Below are 21,140 nucleotides of genomic sequence, written 5' to 3'. Positions count from 1 at the left end.
GTTAGAACCGTCTTAGCCGGTTCCGCGATGGCCAGGAGGTCTCATGTCCCGTCCGACCAGCGACGTGCGAGCGTTCGAAGCCCGCGCGACCGACGCCGACCTCGACGATCTGCGTGCGCGACTGGCCGCGGCGCGGCTACCGGAGGCCGAGACGGTCCACCGCGGCGCGCCGGGCGCTGGCCGATGGGACCAGGGCGTTCCCCTCGCCGATCTCGCCGACCTCGTGAACTACTGGCGCACCGGGTACGAGTGGCGGTCCTTCGAAGAGCGCCTCAACCGGCTCGGCCAGTTCCGCACGACCATCGACGGCCTGGGAATTCATTTCCTGCACCGCCGATCAGCGCGCGCGGACGCCACTCCGCTGATCCTGACGCACGGCTGGCCGGGCAGCATTGCCGAGTTCGTCGATGTGGTGGACGAGCTGGCGGACCCGAAAGACGCGGACGCGCCGGCGTTCCACGTCGTGACCCCCTCACTGCCGGGCTTCGGCCACAGCGACAAACCGACCGCCACCGGATGGGGAACCGAAAGGATCGCGGCCGCATGGGTGGAACTGATGGAGAGGCTCGGCTACAGCGAGTTCCTCGCCCACGGCGGCGACTGGGGCGGCAATATCACCACGGTTCTCGGCGGCAGGTTCCCGGAGCACGTTATCGGCATCCACTCGACGTTCGCGGAGGCGCCGCCCGCGCTGGCGACGGACGGGCTGACGGCGGTCGAGCGCAGGTGGACCGAGGAAACCCGCGATTTCTGGCACCACCGCGCGGCGTACGCGAAGCAGCAGGCGACCCGGCCGCAGACCATCGGCTACTCGCTCGTCGACTCACCGGTCGGGCTTCTCGCCTGGATCCTCGACAAGTTCGCCGAATGGTCGGACACCGAGGACAGCCCGTTCGAGACGATTTCCAGAGACCGCGTTCTCGACGACGTCACCCTCTATTGGCTGACGCGGACCGGCGCATCGGCGGCCCGCATCTACTACGAGAGCCACAACTCGCTCGACCCCGAACTCCGGGTCGACGTCCCGTCGGCGATCACGATGTATCCCCGCGACATCGAGAAGTGTCCGCGACCCTGGGCGCAGGAACGGTACCGGCAGATCGTCCGATGGAGGTCGCCTGAAAGCGGGGGGCATTTCCCGTCGCTGGAGGTGCCCGAGTTCTTCGTCAAGGACCTTCAGGCGGGCCTCGGGGCAGTGCTGGCCGCTCATCGCTGAACGCAGGTCGGGCCGGAGAACCGCCTGAACGCTCGCGCCGCTCAAGCGCTGTGGTCCTCTGGTGGTGGCAGGTAGGGGCTGAAGTGGTCGGCGACGATGCCGGCGATGGCCGCGGCGTCGTGGGAGCCGTCGACCTCGATCACGCGGATGCCGAGGCGTTGGGCGCAGCGGACGGCGTCGTCGGCGACGAGGCGGTCCCGCTCCAGCCGGTTGCGTTGAGCCCGTTCCGGGTCGCTGACGTCGCTGCCCACGGTGGCGGCTCGCGGGAGGTCGCGGAGCTGGCGGTCACGGAAAGCGCGAGTGGGGACCATGACGACCATCCGCCGGGGAGAGTCGAGGATCGGGGCGACCAGCTCGGGGCGGAGCCCCCAGCCTTCGGCGATGATGGGGCGCCCTGACACCAGGCAACGGAGGTCGTCCAAGGCCCATTCGAACCGGACCGGGAAGCCGGCCAGCGTCTCGGCGGCCATGTCCTCCGGGGTGGTGTTCACCCACATCTGGTCGGGGTCCGGGTCGGCGGGAGATCGGCCGAGCTTGACGCGGCGGGCGATCCGGCGGTCGTTGTGACCGCGGGCGTCGTGGTGGTCGTAGTGGTAGACCGTCAGCCCGTACCGGAAGGCCAGCAACCGTGCGACGGTGGACTTACCGGCCCATTGCCCGCCGCTGATCCAGAGGACCCGGCGGAGGGTGCCGAAAGGGTCCCACGGCTGCTTTTCGGCGTCATTCCCGGTCACGAATCTCCTCGGGTGTGGCGGCGGGCATCTAGCGCCGACGATCCTCGGACGGCGCTTCGTAGCGTGCGGCGATCGCGGCGGCGCGGTCGTGCAGGGAGTCGCGCAGCCACTGCGGGGACAGTGCCTCCGCGTTCGCCGCGAGCTGCCACAACGCCCATTCGGCGTGTCTCGGATCTTGGAAGGTCACTTCCATGAGCAATCGGCCGTCCGAGTCGGCTTCCTCGGCGCGGACGGCCAGCGCGGTGGCCACCAGGTCCTCCCGCCGTGCCGGGTCCACCCGTAGCAGCACGGTGACCTGGTCGCCGCCGGTCCGGAACCGCGTGCTGCGTTCCTGCCAGGCCCGGTCCAGATCGACCCGGTCCGGTCGCTGCGCCGGTTCGGCGAGTTCCTCGGCGGCCCGGATCCGGGACAGCCGGTAGGTGCGGTCCTCGCCGGACCGCGTGGCCAGCAGGTAGCCCTGGCCGCGGACGGTGACCAGGCCGATCGGGTCCACCGTGCGCCACTTCGGGGCCTGGTCCACGGCCGCGTAGTGAAGGCGCAGCCTGTGCCCGGCGAACACCGCGCGCCGGACCTCGGCCACGACGGCGTCGGGCACCTCCTCGGCGGCCGGCCGCCGCGAGAGGAGGTCGGTCTCCGGGTCGACGAGCAGTCGCCGGGCCGCACCGGCCGCGATGTCCCGCTGGCCTTCGGGGAGCGCGTCGACCACCTTGAGCATGGCCGATGCGAGCGCCGAGCCGAGCCCGAACGCCTGCGCGCCGCGCCGCGATCCGGCGATCAGCAGGGCGAGGGCCTCGTCGTGGTTCAGTCCGGTGAGCTCCGTCTGGAAGCCGGGCAGCAACGCGAACCCGCCGTGCCGGCCGCGTTCGGCGTAGACGGGGACTCCGGCCGCCGACAGCGCCTCGATGTCGCGCAGGACGGTGCGGGTCGACACCTCCAGCTCGCGGGCCAGCGTGGCCGCGGACAGCCGACCGCGCCGGCGCAGCAGCAGCACCAGCGAGACCAACCGGTCGGCACGCATGCGCGAACCCTACTGAAATACACGACACAGGATGTCGTGATTCGTTGGGAGGCTCATCGGCACGGCGTCGAAGCTGGGCGGCCACCGGGCCGATCGACGTCCGGGTACTCGACGAAGCGAAGGGAGCCGATGTGGCAGTGGAGCGAACGGCGGTCAACCCGTGGCCGTGGTCGGTGGAGATGGGTTACAACCAAGGGGAGGTCGTCTCGGGGCACACCCGGACCCTGTACTGCTCCGGGCAGACCGCCATGAGCGGCGACGGCAAGCCCCAGCACGCCGGTGACATGGCGGCGCAGCTGGCGCTGAGCCTCGACAACCTGGAGGCCGTACTCGGCGAGGGCGGCATGTCGCTCGTGGACCCCGTCCGGCTGAACGTCTACACCACCGACGTCGATCTCCTGTTCCAGCACTACGGCGTGCTGGCGTCGCGGTTGGGCGCGGCCGGGGCGGCACCGTCCACGACGATGCTCGGGGTGACACGGCTGGCGATCCCCGAGCTGATGGTCGAACTCGAGGGGACCGCCGTGGCGTGATCCGGCCTCGCCGCCTCCGCTGCTCGTGCCGGTCGAACCGGCACGAGCAGCGGGAGTGCGGGACGGCAGGGCCGGTCGGCACGTGGCCGACTCGACGCGTGCCCCAGCGGGGCGGCCTCAGTTCGAGCGGCCCGTCCGCACGGTGAGGCGCCGGATGAGCTGCACGTCGGTTTGCGGTCCCGTGGACGCGGCGAAGCCGAGCTTGACGGTGTCCGGGACCGGCCGGGGCGCGGGGAACCGGAGCACCTGCCGAAAGCCCCGTCCGTCCTGAAAGTCGACGTCGACCGTCGCCGTCGGCTCCGGTGGCGGCGACACCCGGACGCGGACGGTCCTTTTCAGCGGTTCCAGCAGTTCTTCGGCCTCTTCGGGCGTCGCACCGGAAGGCATCCTCTTCAGATTGCCGTGGAGCCGGCCGGGAAGAGTCGACGGCCAGGAGCCGTCGGAAGTCGCGTTCCCCGTCGTGGCGGCGAGCAGGCAGTAGCCGTCGCTCCCGTTGCCGGGGCCGCGGGCGCTCACGACATTGGGGCCTGGAGCGGGTCGGCGGAACATCGTGCCGGCCGGAGAACGCCGCTCGCAGCCGTTTCCGCGCCTTTCTCCGTCGCCGAAGTAATCACCCAGCACGTCGAGCCCGATACCGAGATATCCGCCGTCGACCCCCGGGACGACCTGGCCCTCGCTGTTGTCGTCCGGCAGTTTCTGGGCGTAGCCGAGGCTTCCGCCGAAGGCGCCCGGTGTGGCGAGCCGCGCGGCGCCGTCGGTGAGGAAGAACGAGATCCCGTCCGCGGGCGCCCGCGTGGTGTTCCCGTACTGCCACTGCTCGAAGGTCACCTCCAGCCCTTCCCTGGCCGGGATCGGCGAGTCGAACAGCGCCGCGCCCGTCTGCTCGACATGGGCATCGGTGAGCTGCAGATACCCGTGCGGATCCGCGTCGCCCGGGGGCACGGGGCCGACCGGATCCCGGCGGCACCCTCCCAGAGGGTGGTTCGTGGCCTCCGCCGGTGCCTGTCCGCGCGGCGCGCCCGTCAGGCATGCCGCCCCGTATCCGATGAAACGCGGGTCGGCGCGCTCGCCGGTGAACGATTCGCCCACCAGTAGCGCCCCCGGCTCCCGGTGCACCGCCCAGCCATGCCCGTCGGACGCGGCTGCCGTCGCGGTCATGGCGACCGCGATCGACGCGACGACGCGAAGCGCCCCATTTCTCATATCGCCGACTCCCCTGTGCGAGTTTCGCACCGCCGCCTGCCACAGTCATGTGACCACGAATTCGCCCGGGAAGCCGCTCATTACCTCAGTCATGGAGATAGGCGCGACCGATCATGACGAAAACGCGTGTCGTGCCATGAGAAGGTCACCCGTTCGCCCTTACAGGTTGGAGGCGACGAGGCCCGCCAGGCAGACGCCGCCCAGCAGCGCCGCCGAGCCCGCCGTCAGGTAGCGCAGGGGCCGCCCCGGCCGGCGGCCGGCGAGCAGGTAGGTCAGCCCCAGGGGCATGGGGATCAGGAAGAGCAGGCCCAGTGCGGGCAGGATCAGCGCGGACAGGCGGCCCTTGAGGTCCGCGGGCCGCGCCCGCTCGCCATCGGGCTGGAGGCGGGCGCGGAAGCTCTCGCCCTCGTCCGACTCGGGAGGCAGCGCGACGGTGCGGGCGGCCGTCCCGCGGTCGTCGGGGACGAAGCGTCCGCGGCACTCGGTGCGCTCGTCCTCCCCCGAGCCGTAGTCGACGCACCGCTCCACCGTCGCCGTGCCGGGCGTGCCGGTGAGACCGAACGCCAGGCGCGCGTCCGAGAGGCCGTAGAGCAGGGGCAGGAGGGCTACGGCGAGCCAGACCACGATCGTGACGAGGGCGCCGGCAGGGCTCATTCTCCGCTGTGACATGCGTGTCCTTCGTGCGAGGGGAGCCCCGGCACCCGCTATGACGCGCATGGAAGGGATCCCGTTCGCACGAGAGCATCGCCGCATCCGGTCACCGGCCGGCCCAAGCGGCGCCACTGTCGGCTCGCGTCCCTTGCCGGCCCCCTCAAGACAGCAAAAAGCTGCGCAATGCGCAGCTTGTGACGGGACGGACGTCGTTTAGGAGGTCACGCGGTGCTCTCGGCCGCTCGCGGCGTCGGCGAGCCGCCGGGGCCGTGCCGGGCGAAGGATGGCGGCCGGTGCATGCCGAGAACGGCGCAGGCCGACGCCCGCGCCGTCCCGTGGTGTCAGGCTTCGGCCCGCTTCGGCAGCTTCCAGCCGGGGCGGGGGAAGTGGCACGTGTACCCGTTCGGGTACTTCTGCAGGTAGTCCTGGTGCTCCGGCTCGGCCTCCCAGAAGTCGCCGGCGGCGGTCACCTCGGTGACGACCTTGCCCGGCCACAGGCCGGACGCGTCGACGTCGGCGATGGTGTCCTCGGCGACCTTCCGCTGCTCGTCCGACGTGTAGAAGATCGCGGAGCGGTAGCTCGTGCCGATGTCGTTGCCCTGCCGGTTCAGGGTCGTGGGGTCGTGGATCTGGAAGAAGAATTCGAGCAGCGCCCGGAAGTCGGTCTGGTCGGGGTCGTAGACGACCTCGATCGTCTCGGCGTGGGACCCGTGGTTGCGGTAGGTGGCGTTGGGCACGTCGCCGCCGCTGTAGCCCACCCGCGTGGAGACCACTCCGGGCTGCCGGCGGAACAGCTCTTCCATTCCCCAGAAGCAGCCGCCCGCGAGCAGGGCCCTCTCGGTTGCCATGTTCTCTCCCTCGTGTCCTCTGTCGATGATTACAGCAGGCGGCGCGTGGACGTTATTCCAGTGGGGCCCCTGGTGGCCGACGGGCCCGCGGCCGCGCAGGACGGGGCGCTGACCAGCAGCGAACGCTTCACGCCGCCGCCCGGCAATAGCCGAATGTAAGGCGATCCACAACGAGGAGGATCATGACATCCGGTCCGGAAGACGCGGAGCTGATCGCCCGATCGCTCGACGGCGACGAGGACGCCTTCGTCGCGGTGGTCCAGCGCCATGAGGCGGCGGTCGGGGCCTATCTCGCGCGGCGGGTCGGCCGCGACGCGGCCGAGGACCTGCTCGGCGAGGTGTGGGTGGCGGCGCTCCGGTCCCGCGCGTCCTACGACCGCTCTTTCCCCGACGCCGGGCCGTGGCTGTTCGGCGTGGCGCACAACACGCTGCGGCGGCACTGGCGGTCCCGGCCGGTGGAGCGGCCGATGGCGGACGCGGCCGGGCTGGAGCCCGGATGGGACCCGTGGGCGGCCGTGGACGACCGCGTCGACGGCGAGTCGGTGCTGCGGCGCGCGCTGGCGCTGCTCGGGCCGCAGCAGCGGGAGATCCTGACCCTGGTCGTCTGGGAGGACCTGACCGTCGCCGACGCGGGGCGGGCGATCGGCATACCGCCCGGGACGGCCCGCCGCCACCTGCACGAGGCGCGCATGGCGCTGCGGGACGCGCCGGGGATGGCCGCGCTGCTGACCGAGCGCAACACGATCAAGGAGACCAGCTGATGATCGACGAGATGGACCTGCTGAAGGGGCTGGGGAACGCGGAGCCGCCGCGTCCGCGCGCCTACGAGGAGGCCAGGAGCGTGCTGCGGGCGGCGATGGCCGTTGAGGAGACGCCCGAGGCCGCGCCTGCACCGCGGTCCCGGTGGAGCAGGCGCCGTGCGGCGGGCCTTGGCGCCGCCGCCCTGGTCGCGGCGGCCGCGGCGGGAGTGCTGGTCGTCACGTCCACGTCGGCGCCCGGCAAGCCTCCCGTAAAGGCGGCGGCGGCGAACCCGGTCCTGGCCGAGCTGGCCGCGGACATCTCGCCCTTGCAGGCCAAGGCGCCGGGCAACGCGACGCTGGAGGTCCGCAACCAGTCCCCTACCAGCGCGGAGCTGGGCCGGGACGGCATCGGCCTCTACACCGACGACGGCACCTACTACTGGGGGAACGACAAGAGGGCGCTGCGGCGTGCTGTCATCAGGAAGGACGGCGGCGACGACCTGTTCAAGCGCGACATAGCGGCGGCCCTCTACGCCGTGAAGGGGGACCTCGGCGAGGCGCGCGCGCGGATGGCCGTTGCCAACATCGCCCCCGGGACGAACCCCGACCCCGATCGGGCCAGGATCGAGAAGCTCAAGGCCATCGCCAAGGCGCGCGGCGAGAAGTACGTGCCGCCGAAGCCGCCGACGGCCGCGCAGCAGAAGGAGATCACCGACAACCACATCTGGACGAACGCCGTCGACGCGCTCATCGCGGCGCCGGAGAACACGCAGGTCCGTGCGGGGGTGCTCCGCATCATGGCGTCGATGCCGAAGGTCAGGGTCACGAAGACCACCACCGCCGGGCAGCCCACGCTCACGCTGGCGGACGGCTGGCCCACCGCGGGCCGGTCGGCGGAGGAACTGGTGATCGACGCCGGGACGGGCCGTCCCATCGCCATGACCAGCAGCGGCTCGGGCGTCCGGCCGAGCACGATCTACTACCACACCTCCCGGGTCACGCTCGCCGACATCGAGGCCGGCAAGTTCTGACCCGCCCCCGGGGAACCGTGCGGGCCGCTCGCCAGCTGAGCGGCCCGCATGTCTCTGCGGCGACGGCTTCGGGGGTTCGGTGCTCAGGGTTCATGCAGGTGCGCCGAGCAGCGTCGCGGCGGCCGTGCGCGCGTGGCGGGCGGGGGCGGGATCGCCGGTGATGCCGGCGGTCACGATGGCCCCTTCGGCGAGCAGGAAGACCGGTTCGACGGCCGGCGATCCGGCGGCGCGGACCCACCCGGCGATCTGGTCATGGAAGGCCCGCTTGTGCGTCCGGACCTCGGCGAGCACCGCCGGGGACGAGGGGCCGAGCTCGCCGTGGGCGTTGATCCAGGCGCAGCCCCGGAAGCCCGGCTCGGCGAACCACTCGGCGAGCCAGTCGAAGACCGCGAGGACCCGCTCGCGCGGATCGGTGACCCCTTTCACGTGGGCGGCCAGGCTTCCCCTCCACCGCTGGTCGCGCCGCCTGAGCATCGCGACGACGAGGTCCTCCTTGGCGGCGAAGATCCGGTAGATCCGCTTGAGCGGCAGGCCGGAGGCGGCGCGGACGCCGTCCATCCCGACCGCCTGGATCCCCCGCTCGTAGAAGAGCCTCTCCGCCGCGTCGAGCAGGGCTTCACGGTCCGACCGCGTCTGCTCGGCGGTGATCGGGGCGGGCACCCGCGCCTCCTTGACATTGAGAACGATGGTTCTCTAGCGTAGCGCCCATCGATGGAGAACGCTCGTTCTCAACCAAGGGGGCAGCCATGCCGGAAGATCGTCCGCCCTACCCGCCCTTCACGCGGGAGACGGCCCTGCAGAAGGTCCAGGCGGCTGAAGACGCGTGGAACACCCGCGATCCCGAACGCGTCGCGTCGGCCTACACGCCGGACTCGGTGTGGCGGAACCGGGACGCCTTCATCAGCGGCCGCGACGAGATCATCGCGTTCCTGACCCGCAAATGGGAGCGCGAACTGGACTACGCGCTGCGCAAGAGCCTCTGGGGATTCCGCGAGAACCGGATGGCCGTCCGGTTCCAGTACGAGTGGCACGACGCGGAAGGCCGGTGGTGGCGCAGCTACGGCAACGAACTCTGGGAGTTCGACGACCACGGCCTCATGCGGCGCCGCGAGGCGAGCATCAACGACGTCGCCATCACCGAAGCCGACAGGCGCATTCACGGCCCGCGTCCCAAGAGCGAATACGGAATCGACATCCCGCTGCAGTAGCGCCCTGGACGTGTCGGCCGCTGACCTGTCTCCACCAGTGGCCGATGCGTCCGGCGTACCGGGCTCGATGGCTCTGCCTTGCGAAAATGCTCGTTAGGCCGATGATCTGTGCGCTCAGCGCTAATGACGGATGGCGTAAACGTATGGATAATCGGTGACGCGCCGTCCATGACGGCTGCCCTGTGCGCCGGCACGGGTCGGCGCGAACGGGTATTCATCGTTGACATCTTCGTGCTGAGGGCCGGTCCAGATGCAGTATGAGCAACCGACGCGAAGCGACACACCGCCGGCCGGAGATCGCCCCTTGTGGACGCTGATCGGCCCGGGACTGGCCACGATCGTCGGCCTGTTCCTGGTCACCGCGGCGTATGGGACGCATCGCTTCAGCGCCCCCGGCATGAAATCCGGATTGGTCTCCCCGATGGCTCCGGCCCTGGCCTTGAGCCAGGCGGATTTCTCTTCGGCGGTCATCGTCACCTACCTGGTCGCGGCCGTCCTGGCCCTTCCGGTGGGAGCTCTGCTCGGAGGCCGCTATCCGACGGCCGTGACCGCCCCCGCGATCGGCATCATGATCCTCGGCGCGCTGCTGGTCGCCTTCGCCAACGCCACCGGAATGCTGGCCGCGGGGCGTTCGCTGGGCGGGGTCGGCGCGGGCGCGACGGTAGGAGCGACCGCCATGCTGGTGGGGCGCCTCCGCGACCGGCGGTGGCCGGTCGCGGCGGTGATGGCGGCCGCCGGGTTCGTCGCGCTGCTCAGCGGCCCCTTCGTCGATCAGGCGATGGCGGACGCGCTCAGCTGGCGCTGGACGTTCCTGGCCGCGGAACCGCTCCTGCTCGCCGCGCTGGCGGCCAGCACCGTCGCCGGAATCGTGCTGCTCGCGACTCGCCGGCCCGTCCGTCCGGCCCCCTATGGCACGCCTTATATGCCGCCGCCCTACCCGCCGCCAGGACCCCGCCCTTGAGCTGCGGCCCCCGCCGGTGGAGGCGGGGGCCGTTCTTCGGCGGTCGAGGCTATGACCAGGGCAGTTGGAGGTTGAGGGTGACGTCCCCGTCGATGGTGAAGGTGCACGGAACGGTGGCGGCGGATCCCGGGCAGCGGCCGGTCGTCCAGTCGCCGGCCGGGTTCTCGTGGGGTTCCGGGGTGTGGACGTAGGTGACCTCGTCGCCGTCGTGCACCGGGAAGGTGCAGGTGGCCGGCGCGTCGCAGGTGCCCGCCGGGGTCCCGGCGACGGTGATGTCGAGGTAGCGGGTCGCGTCCCCGCCGCCCCCGGCGTCGAGGTTGATGGTCAGGGTGCGCGGCGCGGGCGGGCCGTCCCCGCCGTCCTGTCCTTGGCCGCCGTTCGGATCCTGACCGTTGTGGGGGTCCTGCTCGTTGTTGGGATTCTGGTCGTCGTCGTTCGGGTCCTGGCCATTGTTCGGGTCCTGGCCGTCGTTGCCGTTCGGGTCCTTGGGCGGTCGGTCGTCGCCCTTCTGCCCGTCTCCCGTCCGCGGCCGCCGGCTCGGCCCGGCCTTGGTCGTCTCGTGCTTCGGGGTGGGCGTTCTCCCCGCCTGCGGACGCCCGCTCTGGGGAAGAGGCCGCTCGTGCTCGGTGGCGGGCGAGGCGCCGGGCAGGGCGGGCAGGCGCGGCAACGCCTCCCGGACGGCGGGCGACCAGCGGCCCAGCGCGAGGCCCGCACCGACCAGGACCAGCAGGACGAACAGGGTGGTCAGCCCGCGGTCCCTGCGGCGAGGACGCGGCGTCCTCGGCCTGGGGACGGGGCGGCGGGACGGACGGGCCCGGGAAGGCCGGCGCCGCCTGCGCGGCGGTGGCTGCCGGTGAGTGCTCGCGGCCGATGCGAACGTCCGGGCCGAGACCAGCCGGATCCGTGCGTCCAGCCGTTCTGCGGCTCGCGGCGAAAGCAGGAACGGCAGCGCGCGGAGGGCGGCGAAGATGCGTCTGTCTTCCTGGTCCTTGCAGCGCGAACAGGTATGGAGATGTCTGGCGATCTCCTCCAGGGAGGTCGCGGACAACTGCCCGTTCTCGGTCCGCCTGTCCTCCGCCGCGTCGAGCAGCTCGCGCAGCGCGTCGCAGGCGGTGCCGGGGTCGAGTTCGCCGCGCAGCCTCACCCGAAGCGCGGCGATCACGTGGCGGAGTCCCCTGCTGCGGGCCTTGTAGACGGAGGCCGCGGTCCCGCCGGCCTTGGCGGGCGCTCCGGCGAGCTCGCGCAGCACCAGGTCCCGGACGATCTCCCGGGTCCGCGGCGTCAGCTGATCGACGGCTTCGTCGATCAGGGCCAGGGCACGGCCGTTCCATACCCGCCGGAACAGGTCGTCGAAGCCCGACGGATCGGCGGTATCGACGTCGTCCAGCGCGACGGGGGCCTGGCGGGCCGACGTGGTGTAGCGCATGCACGTGTTGATGGCCGTGGTCCGCGCGTACTTGCCGAAGTCGTCGATCGACTGCCGCTTGTCGCGTTTCTGCCGCAGGGCGTCCAGCAGCGCCAGCGCGATGTCCTGCATCGCGTCCTCGACGACACCGGGATGCCGCCGCAACCGGGTCCAGCAGATCCGCTCCAGGTCGGGACGGTGCCCCTGGAGCAGCTCGATGACGGCTTCGGGCGCGGTGATGCCCCCCGCGTCCCGGCCCTCGAGGATGACCGACAGGAGCAGCGACTCGCGCTCCCGGTCGAGCCGCCCGTCCCCGGAATTCCGCACGCTCATGAAACCCGCCCCCGCTCCGGCTCGTCGCACCGCCGCCCCGCGGACGCTGGCCCCGCGGCACCCGGCCGCCGGACGAGGCCCGGTCGCGGCGACCGCCTGACCAATCGCAAGAAGAGGTCGTGTCCCAGCTCCACCAGGAGACCGGACACGACCGACAGAACAAGCGCCTCGGTGAAACCAGCGCTCATCGTGACTTCCTCTCGGTTCCCGGCGCCGTTGTGGCGCCCACTCGACCAAGGAGGAGCGCCGCGCCACGTCGGATCTGACAATTCGCAGGTCACGGGCGCTTTCAAGCGGGGACGCCCGCCGCTCGGATCACCCTGCCCCGGTCTCACGCCGTGCCGGTCGGCCACACTTGAACGTTACGGACCCGCCCGTCCCGCGCCCGCCCGACGAGACAACGTGACCGGGAACGGACACGAGTGAGATCCGAATCCCGGACGTGATCGCAGGCCAAATACCGCCCATATTCCGCCACTCACACCAAAACGACCAGCGGCGAGAACTCGGGATTGCCGTGACGCTCAGTGGATGCCGCAGCCGGTCGTTCAATCCGGATCAGCCCGATGGGTGCGGACCGGTCACCCTCAATAGCGGGTCATTGAGGCTCGGGTTCGGGCCCAGCGTCCGGTCGAGACGAAGCCGAGCAGCACGGTCGTGACGCCGCAGCCGACCAGAACGGCCGAGGCGGTGCGGCTCGACGCGAGGAACCCGGCGGACCCGACCGCGACGATCGAGCCGCACACCGCCACGCCGATCGCGGCGCCGGTCTGGCGGCAGGTCGAGGCGATCGCTCCGGCGACCCCGGCCTGGTCGCGCGGCATCCCGGACAGGGCGGTGTTGGTGATCGGGGTGCCGACCAGGCCGAAGCCGGCACCGAAGAGCAGATAGGCGAGCACGAGGTACCAGGCCCCCGTCTCGCGCCCGGCGCCGAGAAGCAGGCACGCTCCCGCCGTCAGCAGCAGCCCGGCCAGCACGAGCGCCGGCCGGGGACCCCGGGCGGCCACGATGCGGCCCGAGATCATCGCGCATGCCGCCAGCGCGGCGGCCATCGGGATGGTGAGCAGGCCCGCGTGCAGCGCGCTGTAGCCGCGGACGTCCTGCAGGTAGAGGGTGTTGAGGAACAGGAATCCGCCCAGGGCCATGAAGGCGACCAGCGCGATGATCGCCGCGCCCGAGAACGCCGGGCTGCGGAAGAGCCGGACGTCCACCAGCGGCCCCGCGCGCCGGGACTCGGTCACGACCAGCGCGAACACCGAGACGGCGGCCAGGACGAACAGTCCGATGATGAACGGCGAACTCCAGCCGTGCCGGGGTCCCTCGATGACGGCGGCCGTGACCGGGCCGAGGAAGGTGACGACGAGCAACTGGCCGAGGGGGTCGAACCGCTTGCCGCGCGCCGCCTTGGACTCGGGGACGAACCGCTGGGTCAGGTAGATGGCCAGGGCGCCGATCGGCACGTTGACCCAGAAGATGGACCGCCATCCGAGACCGCTGACCAGCAGGCCCCCGAGCACGGGCCCGCCCGCCCCGCCCAGACCGGCCACCGCTCCCCAGGCGCCCACGGCGCGGGCGCGCTCCTTCGGGTCGGTGAAGGTGGTGGCGATGATCGACATCGCGACCGGGTTCAGCATCGAGCCGCCCACCGCCTGGAGCGCGCGGAAGGCGACCAGGGACCCGAGCGAGGGCGCGAGGCCGCACAGCAGGGACCCGAGCGAGAAGCACCCCAGCCCGACCTGGAACACCCGGCGCCGGCCGAACCGGTCGGCCAGCGAACCCGAGAACATCAGAAGGCACGCGATGACCAGCGTGTAGGCGTCGACCACCCATTGCAGGCCGCTGACCGGAGCGTGCAGCGCCTTCTGGATCGAAGGCAGCGCCACATTGGCGATCGTCGTGTCCAGCCCCGCCACGACCACGCTCAAGCAGCAGGTCAACAGCACGACGGTCCGCCCGCGCGGCGACAGCGCAGGTGGGGACTCGACGGAAAGGCCCGTGACCATTGCCGTCTAGATCTGCTTCTCTACAGCAATTGCCTTTGGCCGATGCGGCGACGTCGGGCCGCACGTACGCGGCCATATGCCTGTGCCGTCCCCGAACTCACCGAAAGCCGCTGATCGGCTGCACACCGGCACGTCGCGTCCCATGCGGCGACTGTAGGGAAGCCCAGGGACATTTCGATGACACACCCCTCACCGGAACCGGCTGCCTGGCCGGCTCGCCCGCCTACATCGCACCCGAGCGCATCAACGGCGAGCCCGCCACCGAAGCCGCCGACCTGTGGGCTCTCGGAGCCACCTTCTACACGCTCGCGGAAGGCCGTCCGCCTTTCACCCGCCCCGACGCCGTGGCCGTCTACGGTGCGATCCTTCACCGGGCTCGCGCTCATGCACTGCGTCCCGTCATCGAAGCGCTCCTGACCACAGTGCCGCGCCCGGCAGGAAGCAGGCGTGGCGGCGTCTCCCGGATGGCTCCCCTTTCGGCGGCACTCGGCACGGCGCGCCGGTGCTCCTCGCCGACCGACCGCCTAGGCCGGGCGGGCGTTCGCCGGGTCAGGAGCGCAGGTAGGTGAGGACGGCCAGGACGCGGCGGTGCACGTCGGCGTCGGGCGGGAGGTCGAGCTTGGCCAGGAGGCTGTTGATGTGCTTGCCGACGGCGGCGGGCGACACCGTGAGCGACTGGGCGATGGCCGCGTTGGAGTGGCCTTGGGCCATGAGGGCCAGCACCTCGCGTTCGCGCGGGGTGAGGCGCCGCAGCGGGTCGCGGCGGCGGCCCAGCAGGTGGCGGACCACCTCCGGGTCGATGACGGTGCCGCCCTCGGCGACCTGCCGCACGGCACCGGCGAAGTCGGTGACGTCGATGACGCGGTCCTTCAGCAGGTAGCCGACCGCGCGGGCGTCGGTGGAGTCGAGCAGTTCACCGGCCGACGCCGCCTCGATGTACTGGCTGAGGACCAGCACGGGCAGACCCGGGTCGCGCTCGCGCAGGGCGATCGCGGCGCGCAGGCCGTCGTCGGTCTGGGTCGGCGGCATGCGCACATCGGTGACGACGATGTCGGGCTCGTGCGCCTCGACCGCGGCGGTCAGCGCGGGCGCGTCCGCGACCGCCTCGACGACCTGGTGCCCGAACCGGGTGAGCACGGCGACCAGGCCGTCACGCATCAGGGCGCCGTCCTCGGCGAGGACGACGCGGAGGTGGCGGTCTCGCAGCATGGCAGCTCCACGGTCAGCAGGGTCGGGCCCCCGGGCGGGCTGGACAGGGTGAGGGTGCCGCCGACGACCGCGAGGCGGTCCGACAGGCCGGTGAGCCCGGTGCCGGCGGCCGGGTCGGCGCCGCCGACGCCGTCATCGCCGATCTCCAGGAGCAGGGTGTCGCCGCGCCGGCCGCCGGTGATCCATGCGCGGCCCGCCTCGCTGTGCCGGACGATGTTGGCCAGCGCCTCGCAGACGACGAAGTACCCGGTGGCCTCCACCGGTGCGGGCAGCCGGCCGGCGAGGTCCAGGTCGAGGTCCACCGGCACCGGGGAGCGGTCCGCGGCGTCCTGCACCGCGGCGGCGAGCCCGTGCTGGGTGAGGACCTGCGGATGGATGCCGTGGATCAGCTCGCGCAGCTCGGTGAGCGCCAGCCGGGCCTGCCCGTGGGCGTGCGCGACGTGGTCGGCGGCGGGCCCGGGCGGCAGGTCGAGCAGCGCCAGCCCGAGGCTGGTGGCGACCGCGACCAGCCGCTGCTGCGCACCGTCGTGCAGGTCGCGCTCGATGCGGCGGCGCTCGGCTTCGAAGGCGTTGACGAGCCGGGCGCGAGACCCGGCGACCTCCGCCAGCAGCCGCGCGGCCTCGTCCGGACGCGGCGCGAGCATGCGCCGGGTCAGCGCCGCCCGCGCGGCCGCCGCCCCGGTGAGCAGGTAGGCGCCGGCCACCAGCAGCACGACGCCCGCGGGCAGCGCCGCCAGCGCCTGGACGGGGGTGTGGATCGCCACGCCCGGCCACAGCCCGCGGCGGCCGCCCGACAGCACGGGCATCCAGGCGGTGAGCAGCGCGACGGGCAGCGCGACTCCGACGGCGGCCACGGCCAGGTCGAGCGGCCACAGCACGGTGGCCAGCAGGGCGGCGAAGCCCAGTTCCCGCCAGGTCGCGGCCTCCCGCACCCGGGTGGCCAGCCAGCCGCCCACGCCCGGACGGTCCGGCGGGCGGTGCGGGTCGGCGATCGGCCCGGAGTCCACCAGGCGCAGCCGCCACCGCTCGAACGCGGCGACGGGCACGCCCGCGAACGCCAGCGCCGCCAGCATCGGCAGCCCGACGGCGACCGAGGCCAGCGTCCCGCCGACGAGGAGCACGGCCACGACCACCGTCAGCACGAGCGCACCGGGAACCGAGCTGGTCACCAGGTACGCCAGGCTCCGCCACGGCCGGGCCGACGCCAGGAGACCCCGCCGCCGCAGTGCCGTGATCGCCTCCATCGCGCCAGAATAGAGGCGGTTTTCGGGAGCCGCCCATCCGGCTGGGGTGAGGGCCGGGGGTAAGGACAGGCATACCCCGAACACGGTGGCACGGCTGATCGACCCGGGCACCGCCGCACCGGTTGCCTGGAGCCATGGACATCGTTCGGCTCACCGCGGTGAGCAAGACCTATGGGATGGGCCCCGGCGCCGTCACCGCCCTGGACGGGGTCACGCTGGGCTTGGCGGAAGGGTCGTTCACCGCCGTCATGGGCGCGTCGGGGTCGGGCAAGTCGACGCTGCTGCAATGCGCCGCCGGGCTGGAGCGGCCGACGGCGGGCGCGGTCTCGCTGGACGGCAGGGACCTGTCGCGGCTGCGCGAGTCCGCGCTGACCAGGCTGCGGCGCGAGACGATCGGGTTCGTCTTCCAGTCGTACAACCTGCTGCCCGCGCTGACCGCCGAGCAGAACGTCGGGCTGCCGCTGCGGCTCGCCGGGCACCGCCCCGACCGGCGCGCCGTGCGGGCCGCGCTGGAGGCCGTCGGCCTCGGGGACCGGGCGCGGCACCGTCCCGCCGAGCTGTCGGGCGGCCAGCAGCAGCGCGTCGCGATCGCCCGCGCGCTCGTCACCGCGCCGCGCGTGCTGTTCGCCGACGAGCCGACCGGAGCCCTGGACAGCGCGGCGTCGCGCACCGTGCTCGGCGTCCTGCGGACGCTGGTCGCCGAGCACGGCCAGACGATCGTCATGGTCAGCCACGACCCGGTCGCCGCCGCGCACGCCGACCGCGTCGTGTTCCTGGCCGACGGCCGTATCGCCGGCACGCTGGACGATCCCGACGCGGTGACCGTCGCCGGGCGCCTGGCCCGGCTGGAGGAGGCGGCGGGCGCGGCGGGCGCGGCGGCCGGGGAGGCGATGGCATGCTGAGCGTCGCCGCCGCGGGCCTGCGCGCCCGCTGGACGTCCCTCGCCGGGCCGCTGGCCGCGCTCACCCTCGGCGTCGCGGTGATCGCCACGATGGCGCTGGTGCTGGGGGCCGCCTCCGACGACCCGCACCGGCTGCCGCGGCGGTTCGCCGCCGCCCCCGCCGTCGTCCAGGCCGACCCGAACCTGCGGCTCCGGGACCGCTACGGGACGCCGACCGCCGTCCCGTTCGCCGAGCAGCCCGCCCTGCCCGCCGCGGCCCTGGCCGCCTTCCCCGGCGCCGCGCTGGACCGCACGTTCCCCGCCCGGCTGCCCGGCGGCCCGTCCGACCAGGTCGGCCACGGCTGGTCCTCGGCCGCCTTCGCCCCCTACACCCTGGCCTCCGGCCGCGCGCCCGCGCGTCCCGGCGAGATCGTCACGACCGCCGGCGGGCGGCCGGGGCAGCGGGTCCTCGTGCACGCCGCCGACCGGGACGGCTTCTACACCGTCGTGGGGACCGCGCGGGCTCCCGCCGGCGCGGCCGAGGTCGAGCACGCCGTCTTCTTCTCCGACGCCGAGGCGGCCCGGCTGTCGCCCCCGGTCGACGCGCTGGTGCCCGCCGGCCAGGCCGCCGCCCGGCGCGCCGCCGGCCTCCCCGGCGTGCGGCTCCTGACCGGCCGCGACCGGGCCCTCGCCGATCCCGGCGCGCTCCGCGACCGCGCCGACCTGGCCTCGCTGACCTCCTTCCTCGGCATCGCCGCACTGCTCTCGGCCTCGGTCTCGCTGTACGTCACCGCCGGCGCCTTCGGACTGTCGGTCGCGCGCCGCCGGCGCGAGCTGGCGCTGCTGCGCACCCTCGGCGCGACACCGCTCCAGGTCGTCCGGTCGGTCGGCGTCGAGGCGGTGCTCATCGGGGTCGCGGGATCGGCCGCCGGATGCGTGCTCGGCCTGGGCGGCGGGCCGCTGCTCGCCCGGTGGCTCGCCCGCCACGCCATGGCCCCGTCCTGGTTCACCGTCCCGCGCACCACCGCGTGCGCGGTGCCGCTGACGCTCGCGTTCGCCGCCGGTGTCGCGGTGGCGGTGCTGGCCGTGGTCGCCGCCTCCGTCCGGGCCGCGACCATCCGCCCGGCCGAGGCCCTGCGCGCGGCGGACGCCGAACCTCGCGGATCGGGGCTGCCCCGGCGGCTGCTGGGCCTGGCCGCGCTCGGCTTCGGCGCGGTGCTGCTGCTCGCGGTGGTGACGGCGGCGCCGGACGCCGTCCTGGACCCCAAGACCGACGTCGAGCTGGCGCTGCTGATCGTCGGCGGCGCGGTGCTGCTGGCCCCCGTCTTCCTTCCACCGCTGATCAGGGCGCTCACCTGGCCGCTCACCCGCGGTGCCGGGCCCGGCGGCCTGCTGGCCCGCGAACGGGTGGCCGCCGGCTCCCGCCAGGCCGCCGCCACGGTCGCCCCCGTGATGATCACGCTGGGGCTCGGGCTGGCCGTCCTCGGGACGACGGGCACCGTCCAGGCGGCCGAGGACCGCGGCCTGCATCGCCAGGCCGCGCCCGCCGACCTGGTCGTCCTGCCCTCCGGGGCCGCCGGGCTGCCGGCGTCGCTGGTCGCCCGCGTCCGCGCCGTGCCGGGCGCGGCGGCGACCGCCGTCACCGACACCAGCGTGCTCGCTCGCGAACCCGCCCTGACCCCGTTCCACCTGGAAGCACCCGCGCCGGTCCCGTTCCCCGCCATCGCCGTCGACTCCCCTGCGGTGCTCGGGCTGCGCGTTCGCCAGGGCTCGCTGGACGGCTTGAACGACGCGACCGTGGCGCTCGACCGCTCCTGGCACAAGCGGGTCGGGCAGACCGTCCGCCTGTGGCTCGCCGACGGCACCCCGGCGACCCTGCGGATCAACGCCGTGTTCGACGCCGAACCCGGCGGCCCGCGACTCGTCCTGGGACCGCACCGTGCCGGCGGCGCCGGGCCCACGCGCGTCTACGTGCGCGGCGGCTCCACCGCCCTCACCGCCGTGAAGGCCGCGCTGGGTCATGACCACCGGGCCGACGCCGAGGCCACGGCCGTGCCCGCCGCCCGCTGGGCCGGCGGCGTCACCGACCGGCAGGCGGACCAGACCCGCGTCGGCCTGCTGGTGATGATCGGCATCGCCGCCGCCTACGGCGCGATCGGCGCCGTCACCACGGCCGCAACGGCGATCTCGGGCCGGCGCGGCGAGCTGGCCCTGCTCCGCAGGATCGGGACGACCCGGCGGCAGGCGTTCGCGTTCGTCTGCCAGGAGTACGCGCTGCTGGTGGCGGCCGGGGCGCTGACGGCGGCGGGCGCCGCGGGCATCGTGCTGGCCGGCGTGAGCCTGGCGGCCTGACCGCTCATCGGTCCCGCTGTGCCGGCCGGTCCCGCTGTGCGGGGCGGTGGTGCGGTGCGGGCCGATGGTGCGGCCCTGCCTGATGGACCACGATCGCCGTCTCGACCGAGGGGTAGATCGGGATGATCCGGGTGAAGCCGCTGGTCCGCAGGACCTGGCGGACGCGCTGGTTCACCGCCGCGACGGCGAGCACGCCCCCATCGGCGCCGTGCTCGTCCGTCTCCGGCCGCGGCGGGGACCGCAGGAGGCGGTGAACGCCGGCCAGCACGCCGAGGCCGTTGGAGTCGACGAACTCGACCCGGGCGAAGTCCAGGATGAGGTGGCCGGCGCCGTCGCCGATCAGCGCGGCCAGGTGACCGCGCAGCTCGGCCGCGGAGGCGACGTCCAGCTCGCCGGCCAGGGTCACGACCGCCAGGCCGCCGTCCGCCGGCGGGAACCGGCTCTCCACGATCAAACCCACGGCCGTCACTCCCCGGGTTCCCTGCTAAGCGCGTGCTGCCTGGCCGTTTACCCGCTACCGGCCGGAGCACACACGGCCGGCACAGAGAAGCCCAAGGTGTGATCTACGAAACTCTGTAGTGAACGAGGTAGATTTTCGAGAGAGCGGCGGGTAGTGTTCCTGTCATCGAAGAGAGACGAGTCCATGAGAAGCGGCAGAGAACGAACTGCCGGACGGTATGGATGACACCGGCCGGGCGTGCCGGGGCCAACGCAGTGCAAGGGGCTCCGGCAGCCGGCCGGACCGGCGACCAACGGGCCGCCGGGAGCGACACAACGCAAGAAAAAGCAGTACGCAAGGAAACACGCAGTACCGAGAAACGCAGTACAGGTAGTGATGTCGAGGAAAGGAGGGTTCGACGCCATCGGGATCGCCCGCTGCAGGCTCCAGTCACGCCGCGCGGGTACCGCAGTTCCACGGATTGGAAGGTGGTCTACGGTCACGCATCCGCGATCCCCGCGGTCCCACGGTCATCAGAGTGGCACACGCGGAAGACCGGCTCTTCAGAGCCGGTAGATGGTGTTGTACCTTCGGGCCCCGGCGCCGCACTCTGGCGCCGGGGCCCCCGTTTGTCGTCGCTGCCGACCAAGGGCAGTACGGAAGGTTCATGAAGGCATCCCAGCCGGCCGAGGCCGGCGACCGGCACGACCGGCACGACCGGCACCACCCCGAGACCCCCGGGCAGGACGACCCCGCCGGCCTCGAGGACAAGTTCGACGACGAGGACTACCCCGCCTACAGCATGGGCCGCGCCGCCGAGATGCTGGGCGTCACCCCCGCGTTCCTGCGCAGCCTCGACAACGCCCGGCTGTTCGTCCCGCAGCGCTCGTCCGGCGGCCACCGCCGCTACTCCCGCTACCAGCTGCGGCTGGCGCAGCGCGCCCGCGACCTGGTCGACGAGGGGACCGCGCTCGAGGCCGCCTGCCGCATCATCGTCCTCGAGGACCAGCTCGCCGAAGCCCAGCGCATCAACGCCCGGCTCATGCGGGACCGCGACTCGCAGAACCCTCCCCCGCCCCCCGGATGATCCGGCCGGTGCCGGCGGCCTGAGGTGACGGCGTCCGATGCCACG

At 72.9% G+C, this 21,140-nt stretch carries 21 protein-coding genes; 10 read left to right on the top strand and 11 right to left on the bottom strand.

Translation table 11 applies throughout. The features are described 5' to 3' along the window. The first annotated feature begins 43 nt into the window (after window positions 1-43). Window positions 44-1,216, top strand: a complete 1,173-nt coding sequence (locus tag amrb99_RS02730; protein WP_190851780.1) for an epoxide hydrolase family protein — start codon at window positions 44-46, stop codon at window positions 1,214-1,216. A gap of 41 nt (window positions 1,217-1,257) precedes the next feature. Here the strand turns inward: amrb99_RS02730 and amrb99_RS02725 are convergent, their stop codons facing one another. After that, complete coding sequence (locus amrb99_RS02725) at window positions 1,258-1,950, bottom strand: hypothetical protein (RefSeq protein ID WP_190851772.1); 693 nt, start codon at window positions 1,948-1,950, stop codon at window positions 1,258-1,260. A gap of 28 nt (window positions 1,951-1,978) precedes the next feature. Next, the gene (locus amrb99_RS02720) at window positions 1,979-2,968 is read right to left on the bottom strand and encodes a WYL domain-containing protein (RefSeq protein ID WP_190851770.1); all 990 of its coding nucleotides are present in this window, start codon (window positions 2,966-2,968) and stop codon (window positions 1,979-1,981) included. Between the two features lie 137 nt (window positions 2,969-3,105). Here amrb99_RS02720 and amrb99_RS02715 point away from each other — a divergent pair, with 137 nt between their 5' ends. Further along, a complete protein-coding gene (locus amrb99_RS02715; RefSeq protein ID WP_190852165.1) occupies window positions 3,106-3,501 on the top strand; it encodes a Rid family hydrolase in 396 nt (131 codons plus the stop codon). Between the two features lie 117 nt (window positions 3,502-3,618). On the opposite strand, the gene amrb99_RS02710 is transcribed toward amrb99_RS02715, so the two are convergent. The 3 genes from amrb99_RS02710 to msrA form a co-directional block, all read right to left on the bottom strand. Beyond that, a complete protein-coding gene (locus amrb99_RS02710; RefSeq protein ID WP_190851759.1) occupies window positions 3,619-4,659 on the bottom strand; it encodes a hypothetical protein in 1,041 nt (346 codons plus the stop codon). A gap of 204 nt (window positions 4,660-4,863) precedes the next feature. Further along, complete coding sequence (locus tag amrb99_RS02705) at window positions 4,864-5,373, bottom strand: hypothetical protein (RefSeq protein WP_190851756.1); 510 nt, start codon at window positions 5,371-5,373, stop codon at window positions 4,864-4,866. A 323-nt stretch (window positions 5,374-5,696) separates the two neighbouring features. Continuing rightward, a complete protein-coding gene (msrA, locus tag amrb99_RS02700; RefSeq protein WP_190851752.1) occupies window positions 5,697-6,203 on the bottom strand; it encodes a peptide-methionine (S)-S-oxide reductase MsrA in 507 nt (168 codons plus the stop codon). 182 nt (window positions 6,204-6,385) lie between these two features. On the opposite strand from msrA, the gene amrb99_RS02695 reads away from it, so the two are divergent. Continuing rightward, window positions 6,386-6,964 (top strand): RNA polymerase sigma factor, encoded by a 579-nt coding sequence (locus amrb99_RS02695; RefSeq protein ID WP_190851750.1) that lies wholly within the window; start codon window positions 6,386-6,388, stop codon window positions 6,962-6,964. Next, complete coding sequence (locus amrb99_RS02690) at window positions 6,964-7,974, top strand: hypothetical protein (RefSeq protein ID WP_190851747.1); 1,011 nt, start codon at window positions 6,964-6,966, stop codon at window positions 7,972-7,974. The genes amrb99_RS02695 and amrb99_RS02690 overlap by 1 nt, the downstream gene beginning before the upstream one ends. A 90-nt stretch (window positions 7,975-8,064) precedes the next feature. On the opposite strand, the gene amrb99_RS02685 is transcribed toward amrb99_RS02690, so the two are convergent. Beyond that, a complete protein-coding gene (locus amrb99_RS02685; protein WP_190851744.1) occupies window positions 8,065-8,634 on the bottom strand; it encodes a TetR family transcriptional regulator in 570 nt (189 codons plus the stop codon). Between the two features lie 86 nt (window positions 8,635-8,720). Between amrb99_RS02685 and amrb99_RS02680 the strand changes: the two genes are divergently transcribed. Then, window positions 8,721-9,182 (top strand): nuclear transport factor 2 family protein, encoded by a 462-nt coding sequence (locus amrb99_RS02680; RefSeq protein WP_190851742.1) that lies wholly within the window; start codon window positions 8,721-8,723, stop codon window positions 9,180-9,182. Between the two features lie 304 nt (window positions 9,183-9,486). Next, window positions 9,487-10,143, top strand: a complete 657-nt coding sequence (locus amrb99_RS02675; RefSeq protein ID WP_190851740.1) for an MFS transporter — start codon at window positions 9,487-9,489, stop codon at window positions 10,141-10,143. 49 nt (window positions 10,144-10,192) lie between these two features. Here the strand turns inward: amrb99_RS02675 and amrb99_RS02670 are convergent, their stop codons facing one another. Both amrb99_RS02670 and amrb99_RS02665 read right to left on the bottom strand, forming a co-directional pair. Continuing rightward, window positions 10,193-11,881, bottom strand: a complete 1,689-nt coding sequence (locus amrb99_RS02670; protein WP_190851738.1) for a sigma-70 family RNA polymerase sigma factor — start codon at window positions 11,879-11,881, stop codon at window positions 10,193-10,195. Window positions 11,882-12,468: 587 nt separating this feature from the next. Further along, on the bottom strand, window positions 12,469-13,884 hold the full coding sequence (locus amrb99_RS02665; protein WP_190851736.1) for a DHA2 family efflux MFS transporter permease subunit: 1,416 nt from the start codon (window positions 13,882-13,884) through the stop codon (window positions 12,469-12,471). Between amrb99_RS02665 and amrb99_RS02660 the strand changes: the two genes are divergently transcribed. Then, window positions 13,884-14,453, top strand: a complete 570-nt coding sequence (locus amrb99_RS02660) for a hypothetical protein (RefSeq protein WP_190851734.1) — start codon at window positions 13,884-13,886, stop codon at window positions 14,451-14,453. The genes amrb99_RS02665 and amrb99_RS02660 overlap by 1 nt on opposite strands. Here the strand turns inward: amrb99_RS02660 and amrb99_RS02655 are convergent. Then, a complete protein-coding gene (locus amrb99_RS02655; RefSeq protein ID WP_190851732.1) occupies window positions 14,434-15,093 on the bottom strand; it encodes a response regulator transcription factor in 660 nt (219 codons plus the stop codon). The genes amrb99_RS02660 and amrb99_RS02655 overlap by 20 nt on opposite strands. Beyond that, window positions 15,042-16,337 carry a sensor histidine kinase gene (locus amrb99_RS02650; protein WP_190851729.1) on the bottom strand — a complete coding sequence of 432 codons (1,296 nt, stop codon included), beginning with the start codon at window positions 16,335-16,337 and terminating at the stop codon, window positions 15,042-15,044. The genes amrb99_RS02655 and amrb99_RS02650 overlap by 52 nt, the downstream gene beginning before the upstream one ends. A 134-nt stretch (window positions 16,338-16,471) precedes the next feature. On the opposite strand from amrb99_RS02650, the gene amrb99_RS02645 reads away from it, so the two are divergent. Together amrb99_RS02645 and amrb99_RS02640 are read left to right on the top strand one after the other, a co-directional pair. Next, window positions 16,472-17,239, top strand: coding sequence for an ABC transporter ATP-binding protein (locus amrb99_RS02645; protein ID WP_190851727.1), 768 nt, complete (start codon window positions 16,472-16,474; stop codon window positions 17,237-17,239). Next, window positions 17,233-19,569, top strand: a complete 2,337-nt coding sequence (locus amrb99_RS02640) for an FtsX-like permease family protein (protein ID WP_190851725.1) — start codon at window positions 17,233-17,235, stop codon at window positions 19,567-19,569. The genes amrb99_RS02645 and amrb99_RS02640 overlap by 7 nt, the downstream gene beginning before the upstream one ends. A 4-nt stretch (window positions 19,570-19,573) precedes the next feature. Here amrb99_RS02640 and amrb99_RS02635 read toward each other — a convergent pair whose 3' ends face one another. After that, on the bottom strand, window positions 19,574-20,029 hold the full coding sequence (locus amrb99_RS02635; RefSeq protein ID WP_190851723.1) for an STAS domain-containing protein: 456 nt from the start codon (window positions 20,027-20,029) through the stop codon (window positions 19,574-19,576). Window positions 20,030-20,810: 781 nt separating this feature from the next. On the opposite strand from amrb99_RS02635, the gene amrb99_RS02630 reads away from it, so the two are divergent. After that, window positions 20,811-21,095 (top strand): MerR family transcriptional regulator, encoded by a 285-nt coding sequence (locus amrb99_RS02630; RefSeq protein ID WP_241755192.1) that lies wholly within the window; start codon window positions 20,811-20,813, stop codon window positions 21,093-21,095. Window positions 21,096-21,140 lie beyond the last annotated feature (45 nt).

This window comes from Actinomadura sp. RB99 (assembly GCF_014706005.1).
GTDB lineage: Bacteria > Actinomycetota > Actinomycetes > Streptosporangiales > Streptosporangiaceae > Spirillospora.
Note: the sequence above shows the minus strand (reverse complement) of the source record. Positions and strands in the feature narration are given on the sequence as shown.

Excerpts from the sequence above, each read along its gene's own strand:
- amrb99_RS02730 (WP_190851780.1), top strand. The coding sequence starts at position 44 with ATGTCCCGTCCGACCAGCGACGTGCGAGCGTTCGAAGCCCGCGCGACC.
- amrb99_RS02720 (WP_190851770.1), bottom strand. The coding sequence starts at position 2,968 with ATGCGTGCCGACCGGTTGGTCTCGCTGGTGCTGCTGCTGCGCCGGCGC.
- amrb99_RS02710 (WP_190851759.1), bottom strand. The coding sequence starts at position 4,659 with ATGACCGCGACGGCAGCCGCGTCCGACGGGCATGGCTGGGCGGTGCAC.
- amrb99_RS02705 (WP_190851756.1), bottom strand. The coding sequence starts at position 5,373 with ATGTCACAGCGGAGAATGAGCCCTGCCGGCGCCCTCGTCACGATCGTG.
- msrA (WP_190851752.1), bottom strand. The coding sequence starts at position 6,203 with ATGGCAACCGAGAGGGCCCTGCTCGCGGGCGGCTGCTTCTGGGGAATG.
- amrb99_RS02695 (WP_190851750.1), top strand. The coding sequence starts at position 6,386 with ATGACATCCGGTCCGGAAGACGCGGAGCTGATCGCCCGATCGCTCGAC.
- amrb99_RS02690 (WP_190851747.1), top strand. The coding sequence starts at position 6,964 with ATGATCGACGAGATGGACCTGCTGAAGGGGCTGGGGAACGCGGAGCCG.
- amrb99_RS02680 (WP_190851742.1), top strand. The coding sequence starts at position 8,721 with ATGCCGGAAGATCGTCCGCCCTACCCGCCCTTCACGCGGGAGACGGCC.
- amrb99_RS02670 (WP_190851738.1), bottom strand. The coding sequence starts at position 11,881 with ATGAGCGTGCGGAATTCCGGGGACGGGCGGCTCGACCGGGAGCGCGAG.
- amrb99_RS02665 (WP_190851736.1), bottom strand. The coding sequence starts at position 13,884 with ATGGTCACGGGCCTTTCCGTCGAGTCCCCACCTGCGCTGTCGCCGCGC.
- amrb99_RS02655 (WP_190851732.1), bottom strand. The coding sequence starts at position 15,093 with ATGCTGCGAGACCGCCACCTCCGCGTCGTCCTCGCCGAGGACGGCGCC.
- amrb99_RS02650 (WP_190851729.1), bottom strand. The coding sequence starts at position 16,337 with ATGGAGGCGATCACGGCACTGCGGCGGCGGGGTCTCCTGGCGTCGGCC.
- amrb99_RS02645 (WP_190851727.1), top strand. The coding sequence starts at position 16,472 with ATGGACATCGTTCGGCTCACCGCGGTGAGCAAGACCTATGGGATGGGC.
- amrb99_RS02640 (WP_190851725.1), top strand. The coding sequence starts at position 17,233 with ATGCTGAGCGTCGCCGCCGCGGGCCTGCGCGCCCGCTGGACGTCCCTC.
- amrb99_RS02630 (WP_241755192.1), top strand. The coding sequence starts at position 20,811 with ATGGGCCGCGCCGCCGAGATGCTGGGCGTCACCCCCGCGTTCCTGCGC.